The 20797-nt window shown below is 41.0% G+C and carries 14 protein-coding genes; 10 read left to right on the top strand and 4 right to left on the bottom strand.

The window, feature by feature from the left end:
• The first annotated feature begins 2 nt into the window (after positions 1-2).
• The 9 genes from trbJ (at position 3) to B5D54_RS14705 (ending at position 10637) form a co-directional block, all read left to right on the top strand.
• Positions 3-779, top strand: coding sequence for a P-type conjugative transfer protein TrbJ (gene trbJ, locus B5D54_RS14750; protein ID WP_078927327.1), 777 nt, complete (start codon positions 3-5; stop codon positions 777-779).
• A gap of 193 nt (positions 780-972) precedes the next feature.
• A complete protein-coding gene (trbL, locus tag B5D54_RS14740) occupies positions 973-2064 on the top strand; it encodes a P-type conjugative transfer protein TrbL (RefSeq protein WP_078927325.1) in 1092 nt (363 codons plus the stop codon).
• A gap of 100 nt (positions 2065-2164) precedes the next feature.
• Positions 2165-2410 carry a hypothetical protein gene (locus B5D54_RS14735; protein WP_060658345.1) on the top strand — a complete coding sequence of 82 codons (246 nt, stop codon included), beginning with the start codon at positions 2165-2167 and terminating at the stop codon, positions 2408-2410.
• 168 nt (positions 2411-2578) lie between these two features.
• Entirely contained in the window at positions 2579-3241 is a 663-nt protein-coding gene (locus B5D54_RS14730; protein ID WP_078927324.1) for a hypothetical protein, read from the top strand.
• A 948-nt stretch (positions 3242-4189) separates the two neighbouring features.
• Positions 4190-5257: an ABC-three component system protein gene (locus B5D54_RS14725; protein WP_078927323.1), complete on the top strand. Its 1068-nt coding sequence runs from the start codon at positions 4190-4192 to the stop codon at positions 5255-5257.
• Positions 5254-5700 carry an ABC-three component system middle component 2 gene (locus B5D54_RS14720; protein WP_139364791.1) on the top strand — a complete coding sequence of 149 codons (447 nt, stop codon included), beginning with the start codon at positions 5254-5256 and terminating at the stop codon, positions 5698-5700. The genes B5D54_RS14725 and B5D54_RS14720 overlap by 4 nt, the downstream gene beginning before the upstream one ends.
• Positions 5690-7513 (top strand): AAA family ATPase, encoded by a 1824-nt coding sequence (locus B5D54_RS14715; RefSeq protein ID WP_078927321.1) that lies wholly within the window; start codon positions 5690-5692, stop codon positions 7511-7513. Before B5D54_RS14720 ends, B5D54_RS14715 begins: the two co-directional genes overlap by 11 nt.
• A 530-nt stretch (positions 7514-8043) precedes the next feature.
• Entirely contained in the window at positions 8044-9285 is a 1242-nt protein-coding gene (locus B5D54_RS14710; RefSeq protein WP_078927320.1) for an integrase domain-containing protein, read from the top strand.
• A 347-nt stretch (positions 9286-9632) separates the two neighbouring features.
• Positions 9633-10637: a hypothetical protein gene (locus B5D54_RS14705; protein ID WP_078927319.1), complete on the top strand. Its 1005-nt coding sequence runs from the start codon at positions 9633-9635 to the stop codon at positions 10635-10637.
• Positions 10638-10786: 149 nt separating this feature from the next.
• Here the strand turns inward: B5D54_RS14705 and B5D54_RS14700 are convergent, their stop codons facing one another.
• Genes B5D54_RS14700 through B5D54_RS14690 form a run of 3 tightly spaced genes read right to left on the bottom strand, consistent with a single transcriptional unit; the run spans position 10787 to position 18530 of the window.
• The gene (locus B5D54_RS14700; protein WP_078927318.1) at positions 10787-14623 is read right to left on the bottom strand and encodes a type I restriction endonuclease subunit R; all 3837 of its coding nucleotides are present in this window, start codon (positions 14621-14623) and stop codon (positions 10787-10789) included.
• Between the two features lie 12 nt (positions 14624-14635).
• Positions 14636-15919 carry a restriction endonuclease subunit S gene (locus tag B5D54_RS14695; RefSeq protein WP_078927317.1) on the bottom strand — a complete coding sequence of 428 codons (1284 nt, stop codon included), beginning with the start codon at positions 15917-15919 and terminating at the stop codon, positions 14636-14638.
• Between the two features lies 1 nt (position 15920).
• A complete protein-coding gene (locus B5D54_RS14690) occupies positions 15921-18530 on the bottom strand; it encodes a type I restriction-modification system subunit M (RefSeq protein ID WP_078927316.1) in 2610 nt (869 codons plus the stop codon).
• Positions 18531-19137: 607 nt separating this feature from the next.
• Between B5D54_RS14690 and B5D54_RS14685 the strand changes: the two genes are divergently transcribed.
• Entirely contained in the window at positions 19138-20082 is a 945-nt protein-coding gene (locus B5D54_RS14685; protein WP_078927315.1) for an LPD25 domain-containing protein, read from the top strand.
• 109 nt (positions 20083-20191) lie between these two features.
• On the opposite strand, the gene tnpA is transcribed toward B5D54_RS14685, so the two are convergent.
• On the bottom strand, positions 20192-20650 hold the full coding sequence (tnpA, locus tag B5D54_RS14680) for an IS200/IS605 family transposase (RefSeq protein WP_032468702.1): 459 nt from the start codon (positions 20648-20650) through the stop codon (positions 20192-20194).
• Positions 20651-20797 lie beyond the last annotated feature (147 nt).

Here is a 20797-nt window from a genome sequence, read left to right as displayed (position 1 = left end):
CGATGAAAATCAGCACAAAAATTTTAGCGGCTAAAATTCGTCTTTTAGCACTCGGCGGGATCATGGCACACGCTAGCCCTGTTTGGTCCGGTATACCGGTGGCCGATGGCGTTAACCTGCAACAAAACATCATTTCAGCAATGGAAGCCGTGACGCAGACCGCCAAACAAATCCAGCAGTATCAGTCCCAATTGCAGCAATATGAAAACATGCTGCAAAACACTATGGCTCCGGCTTCCTACATCTGGGACCAGGCTCAATCCACGATTCATGATCTGACTCAGGCGACCAATACACTCGCCTACTATCAGAATCAGCTCGGCAGTCTGGACGAGTATCTAGGCAAATTTCAGGATGTGGCCTACTACCGCAGTTCACCTTGCTTTTCCTCGTCAGGATGCAGTGAAACGGAAAGAACTGCCATGATCCAAAACCGTCGCTTGGCCTCTGAGTCTCAGAAAAAGGCCAACGATGCGTTATTCAACAACCTGGCACTCCAACAAGACAACTTACAAACCGATGCCCGCCAGCTTCAGCGATTGCAGTCAGCCGCTCAGGGAGCCGATGGTCAGATGGCCGCCATCGGTTATGCCAATCAGCTCGCCAGTAACCAGGCTAACCAACTGCTGCAAATCCGCAGTTTATTGATTGCTCAGCAAAACGCTGTGGGCGCTCGGATGCAGGCAGACGCCGATAAAGAGGCACTGCAACAGGCGGCCCACGAAGCACTTTTTGATTTTGGTTCGCCAACCGATCGTTCTCAAAACAGAGGGTTTTAAGCATGAAAATCACTTCATCTATCACTTTGTGCCTGTTCACGTCATTACTTCTGCTTGGCTGTGACCAGTCTCAAGACATCAAAGATATCGATTGCGACTCACCGAACCTGACCAAAGCCGAAAAACAACAAGCCAACTGCTTTTGGAACATGGGTGACCCTACCGATCGTAGCCAAAATAAGGGGTTCTGATCATGAAGGTTCGTCAGGTAATTTCCTTGGGCTTGATTATCCCTTCAGCAACCGCCCATGCTGCCATTGATAACAACGGTGTGCTGGATGAAGTCGCATTACAGTTCATGACGGTCGCCAGCACCTGGACTGACGTGATAACCAACTATTCCAGTTGGCTGTTCTGGCTGCTTGGTACTATCTCTCTGGTTTGGACCGGAGGAACCCTCCTCCTCCGTCAAGCGGATATCAGGGAATTCTTTGCCGAGTTTATCCGCTTCATAATGACCTTCGGCTTCTTTCTGTGGCTGCTACGTAATGGCCCTGTATTTGCCACATCCATCATCGATTCACTGAGAATCATTGGTGCAGAAGCTGCGGGGTTACCCCGTGAGCTGACGCCATCTGAGCCAATCAGTATCGCCCTGGATATTGTGGCTAAATCAGGCAATGCCTACAGTTTTTCCAGCCCCTTCGACAGCCTGGCAATCTTTATCATAACCCTGCTGATTGTCGTTTGTATGACGATTGTTTCTGCCAACGTGTTAGTTGCCTTGGTGTCGGCCTGGGTACTTTGCTATGCAGGAATCTTTGTCCTTGGATTTGGCGGCTCTCGCTGGACTTCCGATATCGCGATTAACTATTTCCGCAACGTCCTTGGCCTGGCGTTAAAACTCATGACGATGACACTCATGATCGGCATTGCGATGTCCATCATGGATTCATTCCTAGTCAACCTTTCTGATGACGCACCCATGCGAGAGCTGCTGGTTATTTTCATTGTTGCTCTGGTCCTGGTGCTACTGATCCATTCCGTTCCCAATATCGTTGCCAGTCTAATCCCTGGCGCAGGGGCCGCCGCCAGTTCGGGCAACATCAGTGCTGGAGCAATGGCCGGGGCCGCAATGACTACCGGGGGAATGGCCGCTGGTGCAGTCATGAGTACTGCCGGTGGCGCATCCGCCCTTCAAGCCGCGTTTAAGTCGGCTACCAACTCAGACATGGCCGACATGATGACAGGCTCAATTGGCAGCGATTCTGCAAAGTCCGAAGAACCAGGTACAGGTGACACACCGTTTGCCAGAGCCGCAGGTATGGGGCGTGAGTCGAGTTGAGTTTCACTGGCCGGTAGACGGTTAGCGAAAGAATCACACACCGAAGTTCTGAGAGAACAGGTCTCCAGGATTTCACCATTAGGCATAGAGGAGAACAAGCATGGAACTACATTTTCCACCTCAAAACTGGACCGACTTTGGCGCATTTTTCGCGGTCATGTTCCTGGTGATGCTGGCGTTTTATTTTGCAGGTCAGTGGGCACACTCCACCAAATACAGTAAGCAGCTTTATCGATTAGCTGACGTGCTGGAAGGGATTCAAAACAAAGTGGCAAACAAGGCGTATCGAGGAATGATGTCGTTGAATAAGCAAACCAATAAAACCAAAGGTTGGCCGTTCAAGTAACGCAAATCATAAAGACACACAGGCCGGTGCTCGCAACACCGGCCCGCATTTTCACATTAAGACTTCACAGAGAAATTAACATGACAGTTACTCATTATAGTGCACGCTTTAAAGATATAAAGTGCTCATTTTTCACCCTTACATGTTCTATCTTCAAAGGGTGATCCCATGACCAACAAAACCAATAGAAGCCCCCGACAAAATAAGCACCGTTTTAACAAGTATCGAGGAAAAAGGCTCAAAGCAGTACCAGAAACCACTCGTATAGTCTCAGACAGAGTTGCTAAATTCCCGGTACGTAGCTTTATGCTCAAATCGCTGGATATATGCCGAAAAGACGCTCGCCTCCGAATGTATCGAATACTCGAAACCTTAATTGATGCGGTAGATTGGTCGACTTTGCGTATCGGCGTAGCCAAAAAAGAGTTCTTGGATCCGATTACATATAAAGCCTTCATGAAACGCCATGAACGACTGCACAACGAAACGATTCCCCGTTCCACTTGGTACAGGTACATCAAAAAGATTACCGATGCGGGCTACTTAAATAGTATCACTGCAAGAATGAGTACGAGTGAAGGAAAGGTCTTCAACAAGCCCGCTTATAAATGGTTCACGAAAAAATTCGTGACTGAACTCGGGTTCAAAAAAGATTGGCTTTGTCAGCAACAAGAGCACGCGCTGAAATCTCTCAAAGCTAAAGGGCTAAGTAATCAATGGCGAGTATTTAAAGGCCACAGTGCTCGCATAGCTCATTCTATGGCGATATCGCTGCAAACAACGCAGGACTATCGTTATTGCGAAGCAGAGCCTTTTAGCCACGAGAGCTGACAGTACCTAAATCAAGCTCAACACTTCAATACAACACGCCGGTTTACTCCGGTCATGTTCGCACGTCTGAAATCTAGAAATGTTCAATTTTGCGCCACTAATGAGCAATTCTGCCCCCACCCCAAACTCCAATTTCGACTGATTTACTCATCAATCACTGTTCGGTTGCCCTTCAAACGAAGCAATTTAACTCGTACAAACCAGATCGTCACTAAAGTAGGACTCTAAAACGGGACCACGGAAAGCACGAGAAGTGAGAACTGTACTAACTTCCTAAACTACTACTTCATGCATTGATTCATGCCTCGTACCTCCCCATGAATCAATGTCTTCGCGAACTTAAGTTCGAATAGAATTTGAAAGTTTACGCTGCGCTATGCCCAAAGGGGCAAGCCCCTCTGGACTCCCATTGGAAGCTTGGTCACCTGCTGTCGGTATAGGTTACTTATTGAGCATTAGTGCACATAGTGAGATGATGGTTTGAACGCCAAGAAGGGAATGAATTAAACCACTGAGATCAACGTAGCTCGATCAATAGAGGTAACATGAAAAGAAAAGAACCCAATACAGAGCCACCACGCCCCCTTACAGAGGCCGAAAAGGAAAACTTGAGGAAAGATATGCAGGAGTCGTCCAAATGGGCCAGAGAGGTATTGAGAAAGCGCAGAGCAAATAAAAAAGCATTACCTAACTAGCTCTCGGACAGAAAGTGCAGTCACTTTTCTAAATAAACAAATATTGAATAAATTTTGTAAGGTGCATTCTGCCTATTTACACCAAAACCGACTTATATCAACACCTTACATAACCACCTCTATATCATAAGGAAAGGTATGTATCAGACTTAGTTAATCAAGCCATGATCTCTATATTTGAATATGCAACAGTGTATACTACTAGGTATAGCTTACTAATTAAACTACAAAAATTCTATCAAGAGGTTAGGTTTTGGAAGTTCACGAACTAGAAATAGAGGATGTTGATTTAAGTGCTCTACAGTTGACCGCAATAAACTTTCAAACAGGCACTCCTGTCTCACCATTAGATCGTATGAGAATTATGGATGACGGAACATGGGAAGATTTCACTTTAGAGTTAGTGAGTTACTGGAAAACACAATATGACAAGGTTGTCCGCTGTGGCGGCGGAGGCGATTTAGGTAGAGACATAATAGCTTATAGTGGTGATGAGTGGGAAAACTTCCAATGTAAACATTACGGAAAGAAATTGAGTGTTGCAGATGCAATACTAGAAATAGGCAAAGTTCTATTCTACAGCTACCGCGGAGACTATTCGTGGCCAAGAAAGTTCTACTTTGTCTCTCCAGAGGGTAACAGCAATGACTTAATGAAAATGTTGCGCTCTCCAGAAAATATCAAGAAAGAGCTACTGGAAAGATGGGATACAACCTGTAAGAAAAAGATAACAAAGACTCAAGAGGTACCTCTAGAAAGTGAATTTAAGGACTATGTTCTTAACACTGATTTTGAAATCTTTGACGATATACCTCCCATGATGCTTTTAGATCTGCACTCGAAGACTCGATTTTATGACTTTAGGTTTGGCCACACCACTAGAGTAAGACCTAGGGTGCCCAAAGCTCCGACGACTGTTGAAGCCCATGAAAAATTATACTTGGACGAATTACTTGACGCATTTTCTGAGATATCTGGTAAGCAAATTAACCTATCAAATGTAACGGATGACTTTGACTATAATTCAGAGTTTAGAAGTGCTAGAAATAACTATTTTTCGGCTGATGCTTTAGAAAAGTTCTCTCGAGATTGGTTACCAAATGGCTTTGAGGATCTTAAAGATGAGTGTTACGAAGCTATATCGCCAACATTTAGGCAGAAACATAGTGATGGCTATGAAAAATATTTAAAGACGTCGGAAACCGCCGTTAATATAAACTATACATCTCATCCGCTAGTTCATTATATAAAAACTCAAGATAAGAAAGGCTTATGTCATCACTTAGTCAATGATCAAATTATTCGATGGGTAAAAAAATGAAAAACTCGACAATGATATATAATAATCCTATTGAGATTGGTTCTAGGATAGCAATGATTTTGAATTGTCTCGAAGGTAAAAAACTGGACCTAGATGAGTTAGCTTTTTTAGACTTTGTTCTTATATATTCGGAAGAGTTTGAAGGACCAAGAAATCTACACCCAGTTGTTCCAAATTACTTAGCCGAACTTCCCCATAAACGGTCGACGTTACACGAGTCTTTGGACTTATTTATTAGTCGTGGCCTAATTAATAAATTATATGATAGTGACGGTATAGTATATGAAGCTAACGATTTAACTCATGAGTTTGTTTCGTGTTTGAAATCAAACTATTACAAATTGGCTTGGAAAAACTTAATTTGGATAGAAGATAATTTATATAATTTAAAATTTAAGTATAGAAGTAATATTAACCTTGTTAGGCTTAGCGATGATTATTAGTAAAATTGAAGTTTTGGGTGACAACAAGCCAACCGCATACTTAGAATTTAAAAAAGGTCTTAACGTAGTCGTTGGTCCATCTAATACCGGCAAGTCATATGTTATTCAATGTTTTAAATATGCTTTTGGTGCAACCAAACCTCCTAAAAAAATAAAACAATCCAATGGATATACAAATTTAAAGTTAACGTTAGAGAATAACGGAAATTTAACAGTTATAACTCGCAGTCTAATAGATGGGAAGACTGTTATTATTGAAGAAATTGACCAAAATGGTCATATTACAACTGAAGAACTAAAGATAAAGCATGCAAACGGATTTAGTAATCTATCCAATTATTTATTGAGAAAGTTTGGCCTTAACGATAAGTTATTACTAAAAGGTAAAGAAAAGCTGACTAATTCATCAATGAGCCTACGTGTCCTCGAACAAGTACTGATTATGGATGAAGCAAGGATTGTAGGAGAGCATTCTCCCCTTGGAACTGGTGACAAAGGTGAAAGAACCCTTGAAACCTCTTTTTTGAGGACATTACTAACAAACTTAGATGACAAAGAAATAAAAAGCCTAATTCCAAAAGCTAAAGAGTTCAACAAGAACAACTCGAAGATTTACGAATTACAGGGTATAATCGACACAATTTATCCTTATGACACTGATGAATTAATGGGACAAAAAAACGAATTAGAAAAAGAAATAGAAAACTTAGAAGAAAAATATTCATTATTAAGCTATAAATTTGAAAATTACTTTTCCAATAGCAAAGAACAAATTAAATTAAAAGAAAAAATATTAAAAGACATTGATATAACTTCAAATAAAATTAGAGAAGACAAAGTACTAAAATCTCGATTCGAACTATTAACTTCCAAGTATAACTCTGATAAAGATAGATTGATTGCCATCAATGAATCCACGAGGCAATTTCAAAATTACAGCTATGCTTCATGCCCTACATGTGAGCAAAAAATACCTGAGAATACCGGGTTTGGCTCTGAAAAAATGTCCTCCGTCTTAAATGGCACACTTGCAGAAATAAACAAAATTGATTTGAAAATTGAAGATCTAAAATTGGCAACTTTGGATATTGTAAACAACATAAAGTTAAACGAAGATAGTTTAAAGGAGTTAAATTCAGAACTTGAAAATATTGATGGTAAAAAAAATTATTTAACTTTCGATATTTCAGACTTTAATGAAATACACACAGATATTATTAAAAACAAAAGAGATCTATATAATATTGAACATAAAGTTAAAGACAAATCTAGAATTACTGATGAAATAAATTCATTATCTATAAAAAACACAACATTGGATGTTGATTATTTCCAGTCAGATTATTCAGATGAAATATTTAAATTATCAAAAAATGTTGAGGCAATTCTTAATCGCTGGGGATTTCCTGACTATAAACCTACCGAATACGACAAGTCAACACGAGATTTAATTATTGGAGGAAGTCCAAGAGTAGATTTTGGTAAGGGTTATCGAGCTGTAAGTTGTTCTGCTTATATCATTGGGCTAATGGAGACAATGGCGGAACGACATCCAAAGTTTGTAGTATTAGACTCCCCGATCACAACATTTAAAGATGCAGATAGAGATGCGGGTGAGGTTGCTGATCCAGAGGATGAAATCTCAGAAGATGTAATATACTCATTTTATAGGGATTTATGTGATTCTTATCTAGACAAGCAAATCATTGTTTTTGAAAACAGAGAACCTGACACAGACTTAATTAACAAAATGAAATATATAAAGTTCACAAGAAAAAATAATGAAGGTCGCTATGGTTTTTTCCCTTTATGATAATTTTGAGTATAACGAACGAGAATTAAACCTAAAGTTCAACAAGATCCACCGCACGTTAGAGCTCTTCCCATGAGCTCTACGGGGATTAATAAAAAAGTGCGTTCATAATGACATAAAAAACACTAAACATGAGCCATTATCACCGCAATCTTGCTAGATTCCTGAATACTCTAGAAACGGTACAATAGCGGTACAGTCACTAGTTTTGACACTTTTACCAAAACTACGCTAAACTACTGTTTAGTAAATACTTTAAGGTATTTTTAGTTACGCTTAATTTACCTCGGTTTTCCTAGACTTCCTGCGTTAGTGGCTAACTCATAATCGATTGGTCCCCAGTTCAAGTCTGGGAGGGGCCACCACTTTCTCTTCTACATATGTCTACCAACGTCTATCTACCCCAATAAAATCAATACTTAGCAAGCAATCTTTGTCTATAGCTGTCTATGCTCATCTTGTAACATCCACGTTTTAATGTACCATCGAATGTACCAACGGCTAAATATCGACTATTTTGGTGGTACATCATGGCAAAAAGAGTGGTCCCTTTAACTAACACTCAAGTTAAACAAGCTAAAGAATCCGACAAAGAATACACTCTCTCTGATGGTGATGGCCTTCAATTGCGTGTTAAAACGAATGGCACAAAGTTATGGATTCTGAAATACACTCATCCAATAACAAAAAAAAGAAACAACATAAGCTTTGGCAGTTTTCCTGATGTCTCTCTTGCCGAGGCAAGGAAAAGACGTTCTGAAGCAAAAACTCTTTTAGCTCTAAATATCGATCCCAAGCAGCATAAAGATGAACAGCTCTTAAAAGAAAGAGCCGAGCTTGAAAATACCTTTAGTAAATTTTCTGATAGATGGTTAGCACTCAAAAAAGAAAGCGTAAAACCAGAAACAGCAGATAAAGCTTATCGTGCTCTTGAGAAACATATCCTACCTAAACTTGGGAATGTCCCCATTCAAGACATCAAACCCAGAACAGTACTCAGTATTCTTGAGCCAGTAAAAGCACAAGGAACTTTAGAAACAGTTAAAAGACTGTGTCGTATAATCAATGAGGTTATGCGCCTTGCTGTGGCATCCGGTGACATTGAAGTAAACTACCTAGCAGACATCACCAAGCTCTTTCCGGCCCCTAAACGCCAGCATATGGTAACTATCGAACCAGAAAGACTACCAGAGTTGATGCAAGCTATAGCTGGTGCAAACATTACACTATCTACTCGTTGCTTGCTTGAGTGGCAGCTACACACGATGACAAGGCCAATTGAAAGCGCTACAGCACGTTGGCAGGACATTGATTTTGAAAATAAAGTGTGGGTTGTTCCTGAAGAAAGAATGAAGATGAAGCGTCCCCACACAATCCCTCTCACAGAGCAAACTTTGGCACTTTTAGAAATAATGAAGCCCATCAGTGGTCATAGAGAATTCATTTTTCCAAGTAACAAAAATCCCAAAAGCCATGTAAATAGTCAGAGCGCTAATATGGCACTGAAAAGAATGGGGTTTGAAGGACAGTTGGTTTCTCACGGGCTAAGAGCATTAGCAAGTACCACTCTTAACGAGCAAGGATTCAATCCTGACGTTATTGAAGCTGCATTAGCTCATGTTGATAAGAATGAAGTTAGGAAAGCTTATAATCGTGCTGAATATCTTGAGCAACGCAGAAAGCTCATGTGCTGGTGGAGCGATCATATCACCGCTTCTGCTGAGGGAAATGTATCACTCGCGAGAAGAAAAGGGCTTAAACTTGCAGGTTGATTACCATATAACTCTATGCCTATACCCACCACATGGAAGCGGATGTACTTCTAGATCGCATTAAATAAGGCATTTAACGAGTTATACAATCAATAAAAATCAATCTGGGTACGGCAACATTAAAAACCAACTTCACGCCATTCATGACCAAAAAGTTTAATGAAGGGGCTTATTAGTAAACGTTAATTCTCTACATATCAGGAACTTGTTCCAATAATAGATGAATTGGACTTTTTATGTGAAGCTAAAAGACCTTTCCGTTTACAGTGATTCCTTTCTCTTGCGTATCATTGTCAAACTGCGGTTAAATGCTCAACAATAAGAAAATGAAATGCAGGCTGAAGCATATGGATTATACTATTTCGAATGAAGAAGAAGCATTTGAATACCTCCGTAAATTGGTAGACAAAGAGATTCAAGGAGAGCAATGTCACGTTACGTTTGATGGATGGCCGTCACTTAACATTCATGTTGTTGGCGAAAAATTTGATTCTTCATTAACGCCATCATTAATGAAAGGCTTTCTTGAGATCCAAAAAGGGATTAACCGCTCATATTGTTTGGTAAAATACGGTACACCAAATACCAATGTACTGACAAACCAAGAACGACAAGATCTAGAAATTCAAGTCAAAGTGGGGAAAGGCAGTACAACTACAAGCATTGACTTACAGTCTCTTCTAACAAACATCGGTTCAAAGGTAATTGATAAAATGGATCCTACAACACTTGCTATTACATTGGTGAGTCTTGGTCTGATCTGGGCAGGCAAGACAAGCTATGCTCAATACCTAGAACATCGCCGTCAAATCCGAGAAACCGAAGTAAAGAGTGAAGAAACTCGTGAAATGCTAACCAACCAACGTTTCCTATCTGAACAGGAAACAGAGAGAACTAGGTTGCTAACTAAAACCTTAGCAAGCAATATACAAATCTCAGCGCTAAATAATGTAGCAACTGATTCTAAATCAGCTCTTATCAAAGAATTGGGTACATCGAGTAAAAGTACTATCCAAGGTATTGAGATAGAGGGAGAAACCGCAACAGAATTAAGCAAAAATGCTCGTCGCAAATCCATTGATGTAGCATTTAATGCTTTATTTCGAATTCTTCTAGTTGACTCCTCTGACCCTGACTGTTTTAAAGTTCGTCTAAAGAATATTGAGACAAAAGACGAATTCACGGCCAAGGTACAAGACTACTCTCTAGATTCAAAATTTATCCGAGCATTGCAGTACGGAGAGTGGAGTAAAACATCAATTCAGTTAGTCGTATCTGCTAAATCAATTGATAATGACATCAAAAACGCAGTGGTGCTTGAAGCTACGATACCTGAGCAAACAAATAAATAGGGCGATGAAAAATCGCCCCAATTAGCACTCTGCTTTAAACCTAAAATCAGCATCAGTAGAGGAGGAAAACCTCCTCTAAGGTTGAATTAATTCAATCAATAAAACATCCTAGGTTTACGCATTCAGCACGTGCTCGATTATTTTCAAATCTAATGCTGAGTGCCTTTCCATTTTTCAGCTAGTTTCTTATTCATTTTGAAATCAATGACGTTTGGCGAACTTTCAATTGCAGCCTTTTCAGCATTACGCTCTTTTTGTTGTTCATGCTTAGCTTTTAGTTTGCTGTATGCCATTTTGGGCAATACAACAAAGCTGGCAAACAGAGCACTTTTGGCACCATCGTAAATTATGTTATCAATAAATGGTTTATAACTTTCATCACCTGCATATTGAATGGCAACCGCAATGAATTCATCAACGACACTTCCTTCTCGCGCCTCTTTGAGAGCCCAAACAATGCCACTCTGACCTTCTTGATAAAGGGGAAGATCAAGCTCTTTGGTTACTTGTTCAAGCTCTAAAAGTGCTGTAAGCGTCGTATCTAAAACATGAGAAGATACCACACCAAGTTGTTTAAGCTCATTGTAGTAACCAGTTGATAATAGTGACGCCGGATTATCTTCATACAAAGTATCTGTTTTAAAGGTAACTGAACCCAACTCAACAGCGTTTTCAAGCTCTAGAACTTGGTTTGCTTGATAGAGCTTAATATCACCAAAAACAAGCGGCTTAGGGAAAACATGTTGACTCTCTTCATGAGTGTCTATTCGACTATCTTCCAGAAAATCCTCCGCTTGCCCAAAGATAAACTCTTGAAGGTATTTATCAATGCGCATGTTCAGTTTGAACGGGGGGATCGTCGCGCCTTCAATGCGCTCAAAGTAGACTTTTGCCTTACTTCTATCGACCGTTGATTTCAGTGTATCAAAGCGACCAAAGCGGTTAATGTTCTGCTCATTCACATCACCAGTCATCAACTGAAGAAGTAAATCCTTATCTAAACCAAGAGCCTCAACAATAGCGGCTATTCGTAACTGTTCTTTCTGATTTTGATAGTCATTGATGTAGTCTCTAAAAGTATGTCCTTCAATTAACTTTGCATCTCCACGTTGTAAATCGTGTAAAAAGAGCTTGGCATACTTTTGTTCGCTTTGGTTCAATGACGCAAATGTCTTATGTAACTCATTGAGTGTGACTTCAACGCTAGTAGAGTCTTGGTGTTGATTAAGCTCTTTTAGATATTTATCAAAGCGGCTATTCATGTAATCGGCGTCGATTTTACCGGTGTCTATTTCAGTTAAATAACCACTGATATCAAAAGGAACATCACTACCTGAACCGTCACCATTGCCGTCCCTTTTACCAGCAAGCTCTTTATAACGTTGAACTAAGCTCATGTAAGTGAGTTCATCTATAGCCAGAGTGACCTCACGCTCAACACCGCTCTCGCCTTCTAATGAGTCAGTATAGGTAGACTGCTCCCAATTCAGACCTTGTACTTTGGCTGCTTCTAGGTGCTTGTTAAAGGTATTAAATAATTCGGTAAACTTAGCACAGAGTTCTACATCGTCTGGCAGTGTTTCAAAATTTTCAATACCCGCACTAGCAAACAGTTCAGAGATATCCGCTGACAACCGATTCATAAGTTCAATGTTACTTACCAGCCTATCAACAAACAGTCCAATAGGTTTATCGCCGGAGTAAAGTTTGACTGCATCGTTAATGTGCTGCTCCATGGTATGTGGATAGCGATAATAACGAATAATACCGTGGGGTTTATCGGGACCAAACAAACGATTGGTACGCGAGAAAGCCTGAATGATATTCTGGTACTTAATCACCTTATCTAAATACAAAGTATTCACCCACTTGGAATCAAATCCAGTCAGCATTTGATCGACCACGATCAGTAAGTCCAGCTGCTTTGAAGGTTCTTTGTGAATATTCTTATATTGTTCTTTATGAGCAAGCCGCGCGGCGATATCTTTTTTAAAGGCCGAATGACGGGCAAAATCAAACTCTAGGCCATAGCGGGCGTTATAATCGGCCATAATCTCTTCGAGACCATCACCTTTAAATGTTGGACCTCGTTCGCCACTACCATCGTTATCAATGTTAGGGTCAAATAGGGCTGATATTTTTAGTTCAGGTTTTTCTGCTTTTAAACGGTGATAATAATCAATCGCCTCAGCGATACTATTCGTGGCAAAAATGGCGTGAAATTTACTGCCTTGGCTCAGCACATCCCATTTATCCAAGATGTCAGCGACGACTTTTTCTTGGTGGGCATCCGTCAAATACTGGCTTTTAGGGACATAGTCTTCAATGCCTTTATGATATTTGCCAGTGGCATCTTTATAACCCGCCATCGGCACATCATTCATAAAGTGATTAAACTTTTTCTTTTTGGCAGGATCTGCCATCGCATCAGTAACCGAGTTGGCCTTAGCTTGCTGTAAGGCGATTTCTTTTCTTAGTTCGCCGTCCTTGAAAGTAGACACTTTGTAAGGGTCAAAACCCAACACGTTTCCATCACGGATACCATCAGCAATACTGTAGCGATGCAACTCGTTACCAAACACATCAGTGGTCGTATTACTGTTGACTTGGTTTTCTTCATGAATGGGCGTACCAGTAAAACCAAAGAAAAGTGCTTTAGGGAAGGTTTTTTTTACCCTTACCAGCATGCCTTCTTTATCTTCTTTGCCTCCACTCATCGTTGAGCGGTGCGCCTCATCAATAATAAACACCAAGCGCTTAGCGCGAATCTTTTCAATATCAGCCGAGTTTGTTGCAACTCCCTCATTATCCGTTTCTTCAAAAATATTGCTCATTTTTTGAATAGAACTAACAATTAAGGTATCAGCTGGCGCAGTGCTCTTTAGCTTGGTCACAAGTACATGTGTATTTTCGGTGGCTTGGACCACTTCTCCATCGCTGGCAAACCCTTGATATTCAATTAGAGACTGAGTGCCAAGCTCTATGCGGTCCATTAAGAAAATCACTTTATCGGCGTCTTTTGATTGAGCAATCAACTGCGCTGACTTAAAGCTGGTCATGGTTTTACCCGAGCCTGTGGTATGCCATACATAACCACCAAGCCTGTCTTTGTTGTTTACGCCCCCTAACTGCTTCCAGCTAGTTTTTGCCACTCGGTCCGATATTGCATTCGCAGCGTAGTACTGATAACTGCGCATTACCTTCAGCACGCCATCGGTATCATCGGCAACGGTGTAAAAACCAATCAACTGGTGCGCCATTGGGATGGATAACAGCGTTGAAGCAATATCTTTCCAGTGATTCACAGGCTCGTTATTAAAATCGGCCCAATGAAATTGGTAATCAGGGTTAAACTTGCCATCTAGTCCGGGGTTAGCAAAGTATTTAGCCTCATTTGGTTCCATAGCAACAAAGACTTGGATGAGCGAAAACAGACCGTTAAAAATGCCTTCTTTCGAGTACTTTTCAATTTGATTGACAGCTTGACTTACCGGAACGCCACTTCGTTTTAGCTCAATATGAATAACGGGCATTCCGTTTATTAGCAACAACACATCACCACGACGATCGTTACGTAACGGACTTCCCCGTTCAAACTTTGGTTGCTGCGCAATTTGGTAACGGCTTTGACCCGCTGCAATTTCTTGGCGGTCATAAATTTTTAAGCTGACTTCTTTGCCATAGTGCAGCAAGTCATCAGGGTTATCGCGCTTAATGGCTACAGTTTTGCCATTTATTAGCCCATTGAGCTTGAGTGGTGTTTTCAGCTCTTTGATTTGCTCAATAATCTGCTGCATTTCCGTTGCAGTCAGTGGCACATCGTTTAAGCGATCTTGTTGGCGATTGTTTTCAAACAAAATGTTTGCCCAGTTTTGCAGCAACTCCGCTTCTGTTTTGTTTTTGAGCACTTCTGGTTCCCACCCTTTTTGGGTGAGAACTTCAATAAAAGTCTGCTCAAATTGTGCTTCGGTTTTAAAGGTAGTCATACACGCTCCCTGCTAGACAAACATTTTGCTCAAGCAGGCCTGCTTGATGTTATTGAGTTTAGTGATCTGTTGTTGGTGTTGATTGATCAGTGCATCAAGTTTTTGGAAATAATTACCTATAGCAGCTTGCTCTTCAACGTTATTTGGAAATACGACAAGAGTGTTCTGTATTGCGGTCTTTGATATTGATAGTACTTTTGTTCCTTGCATCAATGATGAAAGCTGGTCATGGTATGAAGCTGAGTTTAAGTAGTAACCAAGATACTTAGAACCAAAAGGCAGGGTTGGCCTAACAGCAATAGTGTGCAATCCAGAAAAAACCAACAGATCACCTACATTGATTAATTCTACACACTTACCAACAGTATTATCTTCGGCAGCATCAGCAATCACTATGTCACCACTCTGCAAAGCGGTATGTTTCAGCTTATTAGCAACATCATTATTTGTAATAAACGGTATCAGTTCACTATCTGCATCTAAAGTTTCACCAAATTTAATTAATACGTCTCCATAGTGAATGTTTTTTGCCAATCCAGTTCGGTAGTTTAGCTCAGCTCGAGAAAGGGTATTGTTTGGTACGTTAGCAAAGCATGTTCCAAAGGGCTTCTCTTCCCACTCCCCACTAAATCCTTTAAAGCGGATTTCTGGAACGGTTTCACCTTGTTTGGGGAACATCCTTTCCAGCATGGCTGTTTTGATGTTACTGAGCTTGTCATGCTTTTGTTGGTGCTGATTGATTAGGTTGTCGAGCTTTTGGAAGGTGTTGCCAATGGCTGTTTGTTCTGCTCTTTCACAGTTATTTATCGGCGTCGATTTGGCCTGCTCAATGGTGTAGTGTGCAATCGTACCTATATGCGAGATACTTTTGATGTACTTTTTAAATGTTTCACTAAACAGGAATGTATAAAGAAAATAACCATCGAATTTCTGGTCATTCTTAAACCATAGTAGATCGGCATCCTTAAAATATAACGGGTTGTCATTTGGAACTAAAAAGGGGATACCAATAGATCCGCCACCAGTAACAAGTAGGTCGCCACTTGAGACCTTACCAATTTTTCCAGTTAGCTCTTTATAAACATCATAAGAAATAAAAGCCTTAGCGTTTTCTTGACCTTTATATATAGATACGACATCACTGGTTCTAAAAAATGGAACCCCAGTTTCAGTCCATTGTTCTTTATGAACTCGTGCGGCAGAACGAATATCTATGAGTTCACCAAGGTTGTGTTGCTTCCACTCCCCACTAAATCTCTTAAAGCGAATCTCAGGCTCTTTTTTTTCAACACTCATCTTATGCGCCCTTCAATAAGTTGGTGAGCTCATTCAAGCCCTGCATATCAAACTCATTGCCAGTCAATTCGCCCATCATTTCTGCCAAATTTTGTTCCGTGATTTTGATTTCATTAGCCACTTGTGAGTAGGTCACGGCATATTTGTCGGTAAGGGCTTGCACCTTGCTGGTGAGCTCGGTAATCACACTATTTGGCCTAGCAGCAAGCTCGCTGCTTAATGGTGCAATCCATTTTAGGTGCAGCAAGTTATTCACTTGCTCGTCGCCCAAGCCCTCGATGGTTGACTTCGTTTTTAGGTGTAGTTGAGTAGCCGCTTCTTTAACTGCTTTTTTCAAGGCTTTTTCTTCATCAATCAGTTTGTTCGCACGAATAATTTTGGCCTTATAACTGACGTCTGGATCCAAGCTGTCTTCGGCAAATTTGACCTTGCTGTCTTTTTGTTCTTTTAAGAAGACCTTAGCTGCTTTTGCCACTTCCGCATTGGCAAAGGCGTCTTTACTTTCTTTAACCGTATCTTGCTCTTTGTCTTCTTCGCTGAGTGAGTCCAAAATTTCTTCAAGTGTGCTGGCAATTTCAGCCAAACGATTCTCTTGTTTAGCTAGTGCTGCTAGGTCATCGCTTAAGAGAACCTTTTGTACTAAAGCAAAAGGTAAGATGTGACCTTTCCAGCCATCTTGTACCTCAGTATCTTTACCATCTTTTTTCTTGATGACAATATTTGCATCAACTTGCTTCGTTGCGTCAAAACCTTCCGTTTGCATCATTTCTAAATCGGCGCTAATGATTTGCCATTGGTTGTTTAGAAGCTGATAGGCTTGGTATTTGTCGATTAAAGTAATGGGACTTAATCGGTTAAAGAGATCAGCACTTAATGAAGCCTCTTGTTGATTGCGGTTAACCCCTTGCCAACCTTTAATAAGCTTGGTGTTTAAGTCGTCATCAAACCCAGTAAAAGCCTGTTTATAAGTCGCGATAAACTCAACTACTTGTGGATGACTGCTAATACTTGTATTGACAGCGTCTTTAGCAATAGCTAACTCACTGTACGCAGAAGATTTAGCCGCAAACAAAGCGCTGCGTAGCTGTGGAAAAGCAAGCCAGTATGAATTGAGTTCATCAATTTCACTGTTAGGAATACCGCCTAACATGGTAGCGTGTAAGTCCCAACTTTCAGCCGCTGCTGAAGAATCTACATAGCGTGGTATGTTTAAGTTGTAGCCGTTGCTGCGCAGGGTTTCTTTACTCACGACTTGTGAGAATTTATCGATACTTTCACGATTGATAACAACATCAACGATACGCTTAATATCACTCGCTTGTAGCTTGTTGTTTTTACCTTCTTTAATAAAGTGCTTAGACGCATCAACAACCAATACATCGGTATTCTGACGCTTTTGCTTAAGTACTAAAATCACGGTTGGAATACCCGTACCAAAAAAGATGTTACTCGGCAAACCAATAATGGCATCAATGTGGTTCTGCTCAATAAGCTGCTTACGGATCTCCCCCTCTTCACCACCACGGAACAACACACCATGAGGTAAGACAATGGTCATAATGCCATCAGGTTTTAGGTGATAGAGATCGTGTAATAAAAAGGCAAAATCAGCTTTGGTTTTTGGGGCGAGACCAAAACGAGAATAACGAGGATCGCTATCTTTATAGCTAGGGTCCCATTGTTGTGAATAAGGTGGGTTAGAAACAACGGCGTCCACGTATAGAGCATCGTAAGTGCCTTGTGGATCGTTCTCATCGAAGTACGGCCAATCGTCTTCTAAAGTATCGCCATTACGAGTTTTAATGTTGCTGGCTTTAATACCACGCATGATCAAATTCATACGGGTTAGGTTATAGGTGTTCGCTTTTAACTCTTGAGCATAATAGGTAATGCTGTCTTTGTTTTTAGCGTACTTTTCAACAGCCTCACCGATATTGATAAGGAGTGAGCCAGAGCCAGACGTTGGATCGTAAATCTCAATGGTGTCTTTATTTTTGAGTTCATGAGCAACGATGTGCGACATGAGAACCGAGACCTCATGAGGTGTGTAAAACTCCCCAGCTTTTTTACCCGCATTAGCCGCAAACTTTTCAATCAGGTACTCGTAAATATAACCCAGAACGTCATAGCCTTGCTTAGAGTTCATTGGAATACTTTTGATTAAGTGCAACAAGTCGCTGATAGCTTTAGTTCGCTTACCCGCACTTTCTCCGAGTTTGCTTAACCCTGTTTCTAAGGTAGTAAAGATGCCTTCAAACAACTTTTTGTAAGTAGGAGAAATCAAACGGCTAAAAGCAGAAAGCGCATCACGTACGTTAGATTCGTCAAAGTCAGACTTTGGATCAACCCATGTTGAAAACAAATTATCGTAAGCGATGAAATACCCAAGGTTATCTTGAATGTATTTAACTGTGTCAGCATCTTCTTCTGTTAGCGCTTTGATTTCATCGGGCGTCATCCCTTCTTTGGTGACGAACTCCACCTGTTGATCGCTGAGATACTTATAAAATATGAAACCTAAGATGTAGTCTTTGTATTCGTTTGCTTCGATCTTTGAACGCATCTGGTTTGCTGATTCCCAGATTTTTGCCGCTAATTGTTGCTTATTCATATTCTACTCAATTCATTTCAACTATTGACCGACATCGTGAAAACAGTCGGCACATGTTCGTAACATTGTGTTCAGGGACTCAGTTCAGCTGAGTTTCTTGCTCTTGTATCCACGCATGGGGAACGTCACTCTTAAACGCCCAAAACCACCGACGTTAAAGCCGATGGGAACCTATTTTCAAAAGGCAAACCCCTAAGTGTTTTTCTAAGCTGGCTTTAACTATGTCGCTGCTTTTTTAACCGCAACTATTTGAGCAACCACCGAATTGTGCTCTCGCGAACTCTTTATCCATTCTGAAACACGGAGAATACGGGAGAATTGAAGAATCAACAATGCGCAAAACCAAACTTCCGCGCTCCGGTTTCATATGTGATTTTTTTGTTTTAGCCCAAATGCTCCACCATTCAGCATCTCCCTTCTGCCCCTACCATCAATTCGAATCCAAATTTTTTCAAATATATTTCATCACTATGCATTACCCCATTAATCGAAAAAGGAACGACTACTCCACCAGCTTAACGACCAAGAAGCACGTTCACCCACCACTCTAGAGGCCACCTTGATAACAAGGTGGTCTTTTTATTTCATTCGTAAAAAGGAACAACCTATGCAAACAACACATCAAGATAACCCAAACAGCTCATCTATAGACCAGTCAGATTCATTACTTACGCTAGAGACAAAAAAAATCAAACCACTCACGGTTCTTGTCCACTGGTCTGAATCCCGCGAGTTCACAGAAGAAACACTTTATGATTTTAGTGAATTTGAAAAGAAAGCTCTGGCGGTGGCTAAACGCAACCCATTAGGCGGGTACGACAAAACAAAAGTAACCGTGACCTTTGATAATGAGCATCAGCATGAATGCCGCCTAGATTTAGGATGTGATGGTAATGACCACGGCTTTGCTGAGCACTGCTTAAGTATGGCTCGTTATTACCACCAACATAAAGGGGACGTTGATAAACCTTGGCTTTATGACAATGACCACCAGCAGTTAATCGAACTCATCCACACTTATGAATTAGATCTCTCATTTGTCGACCTAGGACGTTTACAGGTAAAACAGGTCGAGGAGCAAGCTAAAGCCGAGGAAACCGCGAAAAAAGAGGCAAAAGAACAAGCTTTAGAACAAGCATGGCGTGAACATCAACAAGCGGAGGAGACGTTTCAAGAGACCTTAGTAGTACCACAATGGGCAAAGGGTGTGATTGTTGCAACACTGACTGACTATGACGCTGAAAGCAGTCAGTCGTATGCAGGGGAGTTTCACACCAAAACGTTAAAGACCATCATTCTTGCTTGGTCGAAACACTCTCGAAACCTATTCCCAGAACTACGCAAAGCATGTCTTAATCACCCTGAAACGGCTTTTCTTAACGACCCAGAAAAAAGCGTGGAACACCGTGAACGCATTGCCATGGGAGAGGGTTATTACCTTACTGATACCAAGTACATTCGTTACGGATGGCAAATCAAAAAGAGAAACTTTTACAGAGAGGATAATAAAGCACGTTACGTCCCCTTAGGTGAGATCGCGATACGCGAGTAAAAAAAAGTATCCACCGGCATAGCCGGTGGTTTTTCATATGCGCCTATAAGGCTCTTCTACTGGCAGCGCCCTAACAGGCGCATATCGATCTGACATTTGCATATGATGATTACTTGCGGCCCGTAAACGGGCTTCCTGGATAGGAGATCGACAATTGTTCTCCCATTTTATCCTGCTCCAACTGGTGCTTTATGTAATCTTGGATCTTCTTCGTATTCTTACCGACCGTATCTACGTAATAACCTCGACACCAAAATTCTCGATTCCGATATTTGAACTTCAAATCACCAAAGCGCTCATAAAGCATCAAACTACTTTTACCTTTCAAATAACCCATAAACGCGGAAACACTCATTTTGGGCGGAATTTCCAAAAGCATGTGGATATGGTCGGCACAACACTCCGCTTCAAGAATGTTCACATTCTTCCATTCACATAGCTTCCTTAATATCTCTCCGATGGCTCTACGTTTTTCTCCATAAAACACCTGTCGCCGATACTTCGGTGCAAAGACTATGTGGTATTTACAGTTCCAACGCGTATGCGCTAAGCTCTTTTCGTCCCCCATTGGGACCCCCTTTCAATTCTCGTTTAACTCTTGCAGTTGCCAGACCGCAAAAGTGTTTTAACAAATTGAAAGGGGTTTTATAACTGACTTATAGCTGAAAGCTTTACGGAACCCCCAGCCTAGCTGGGGGTTTTCTCTATACAAAAA

Source organism: Vibrio cincinnatiensis DSM 19608 (genome assembly GCF_900167345.1).
GTDB classification, from domain to species: domain Bacteria; phylum Pseudomonadota; class Gammaproteobacteria; order Enterobacterales; family Vibrionaceae; genus Vibrio; species Vibrio cincinnatiensis.
The sequence above is the reverse complement of the archived record's forward strand: the minus strand, read 5'-3'. Positions and strand labels throughout refer to the sequence as shown.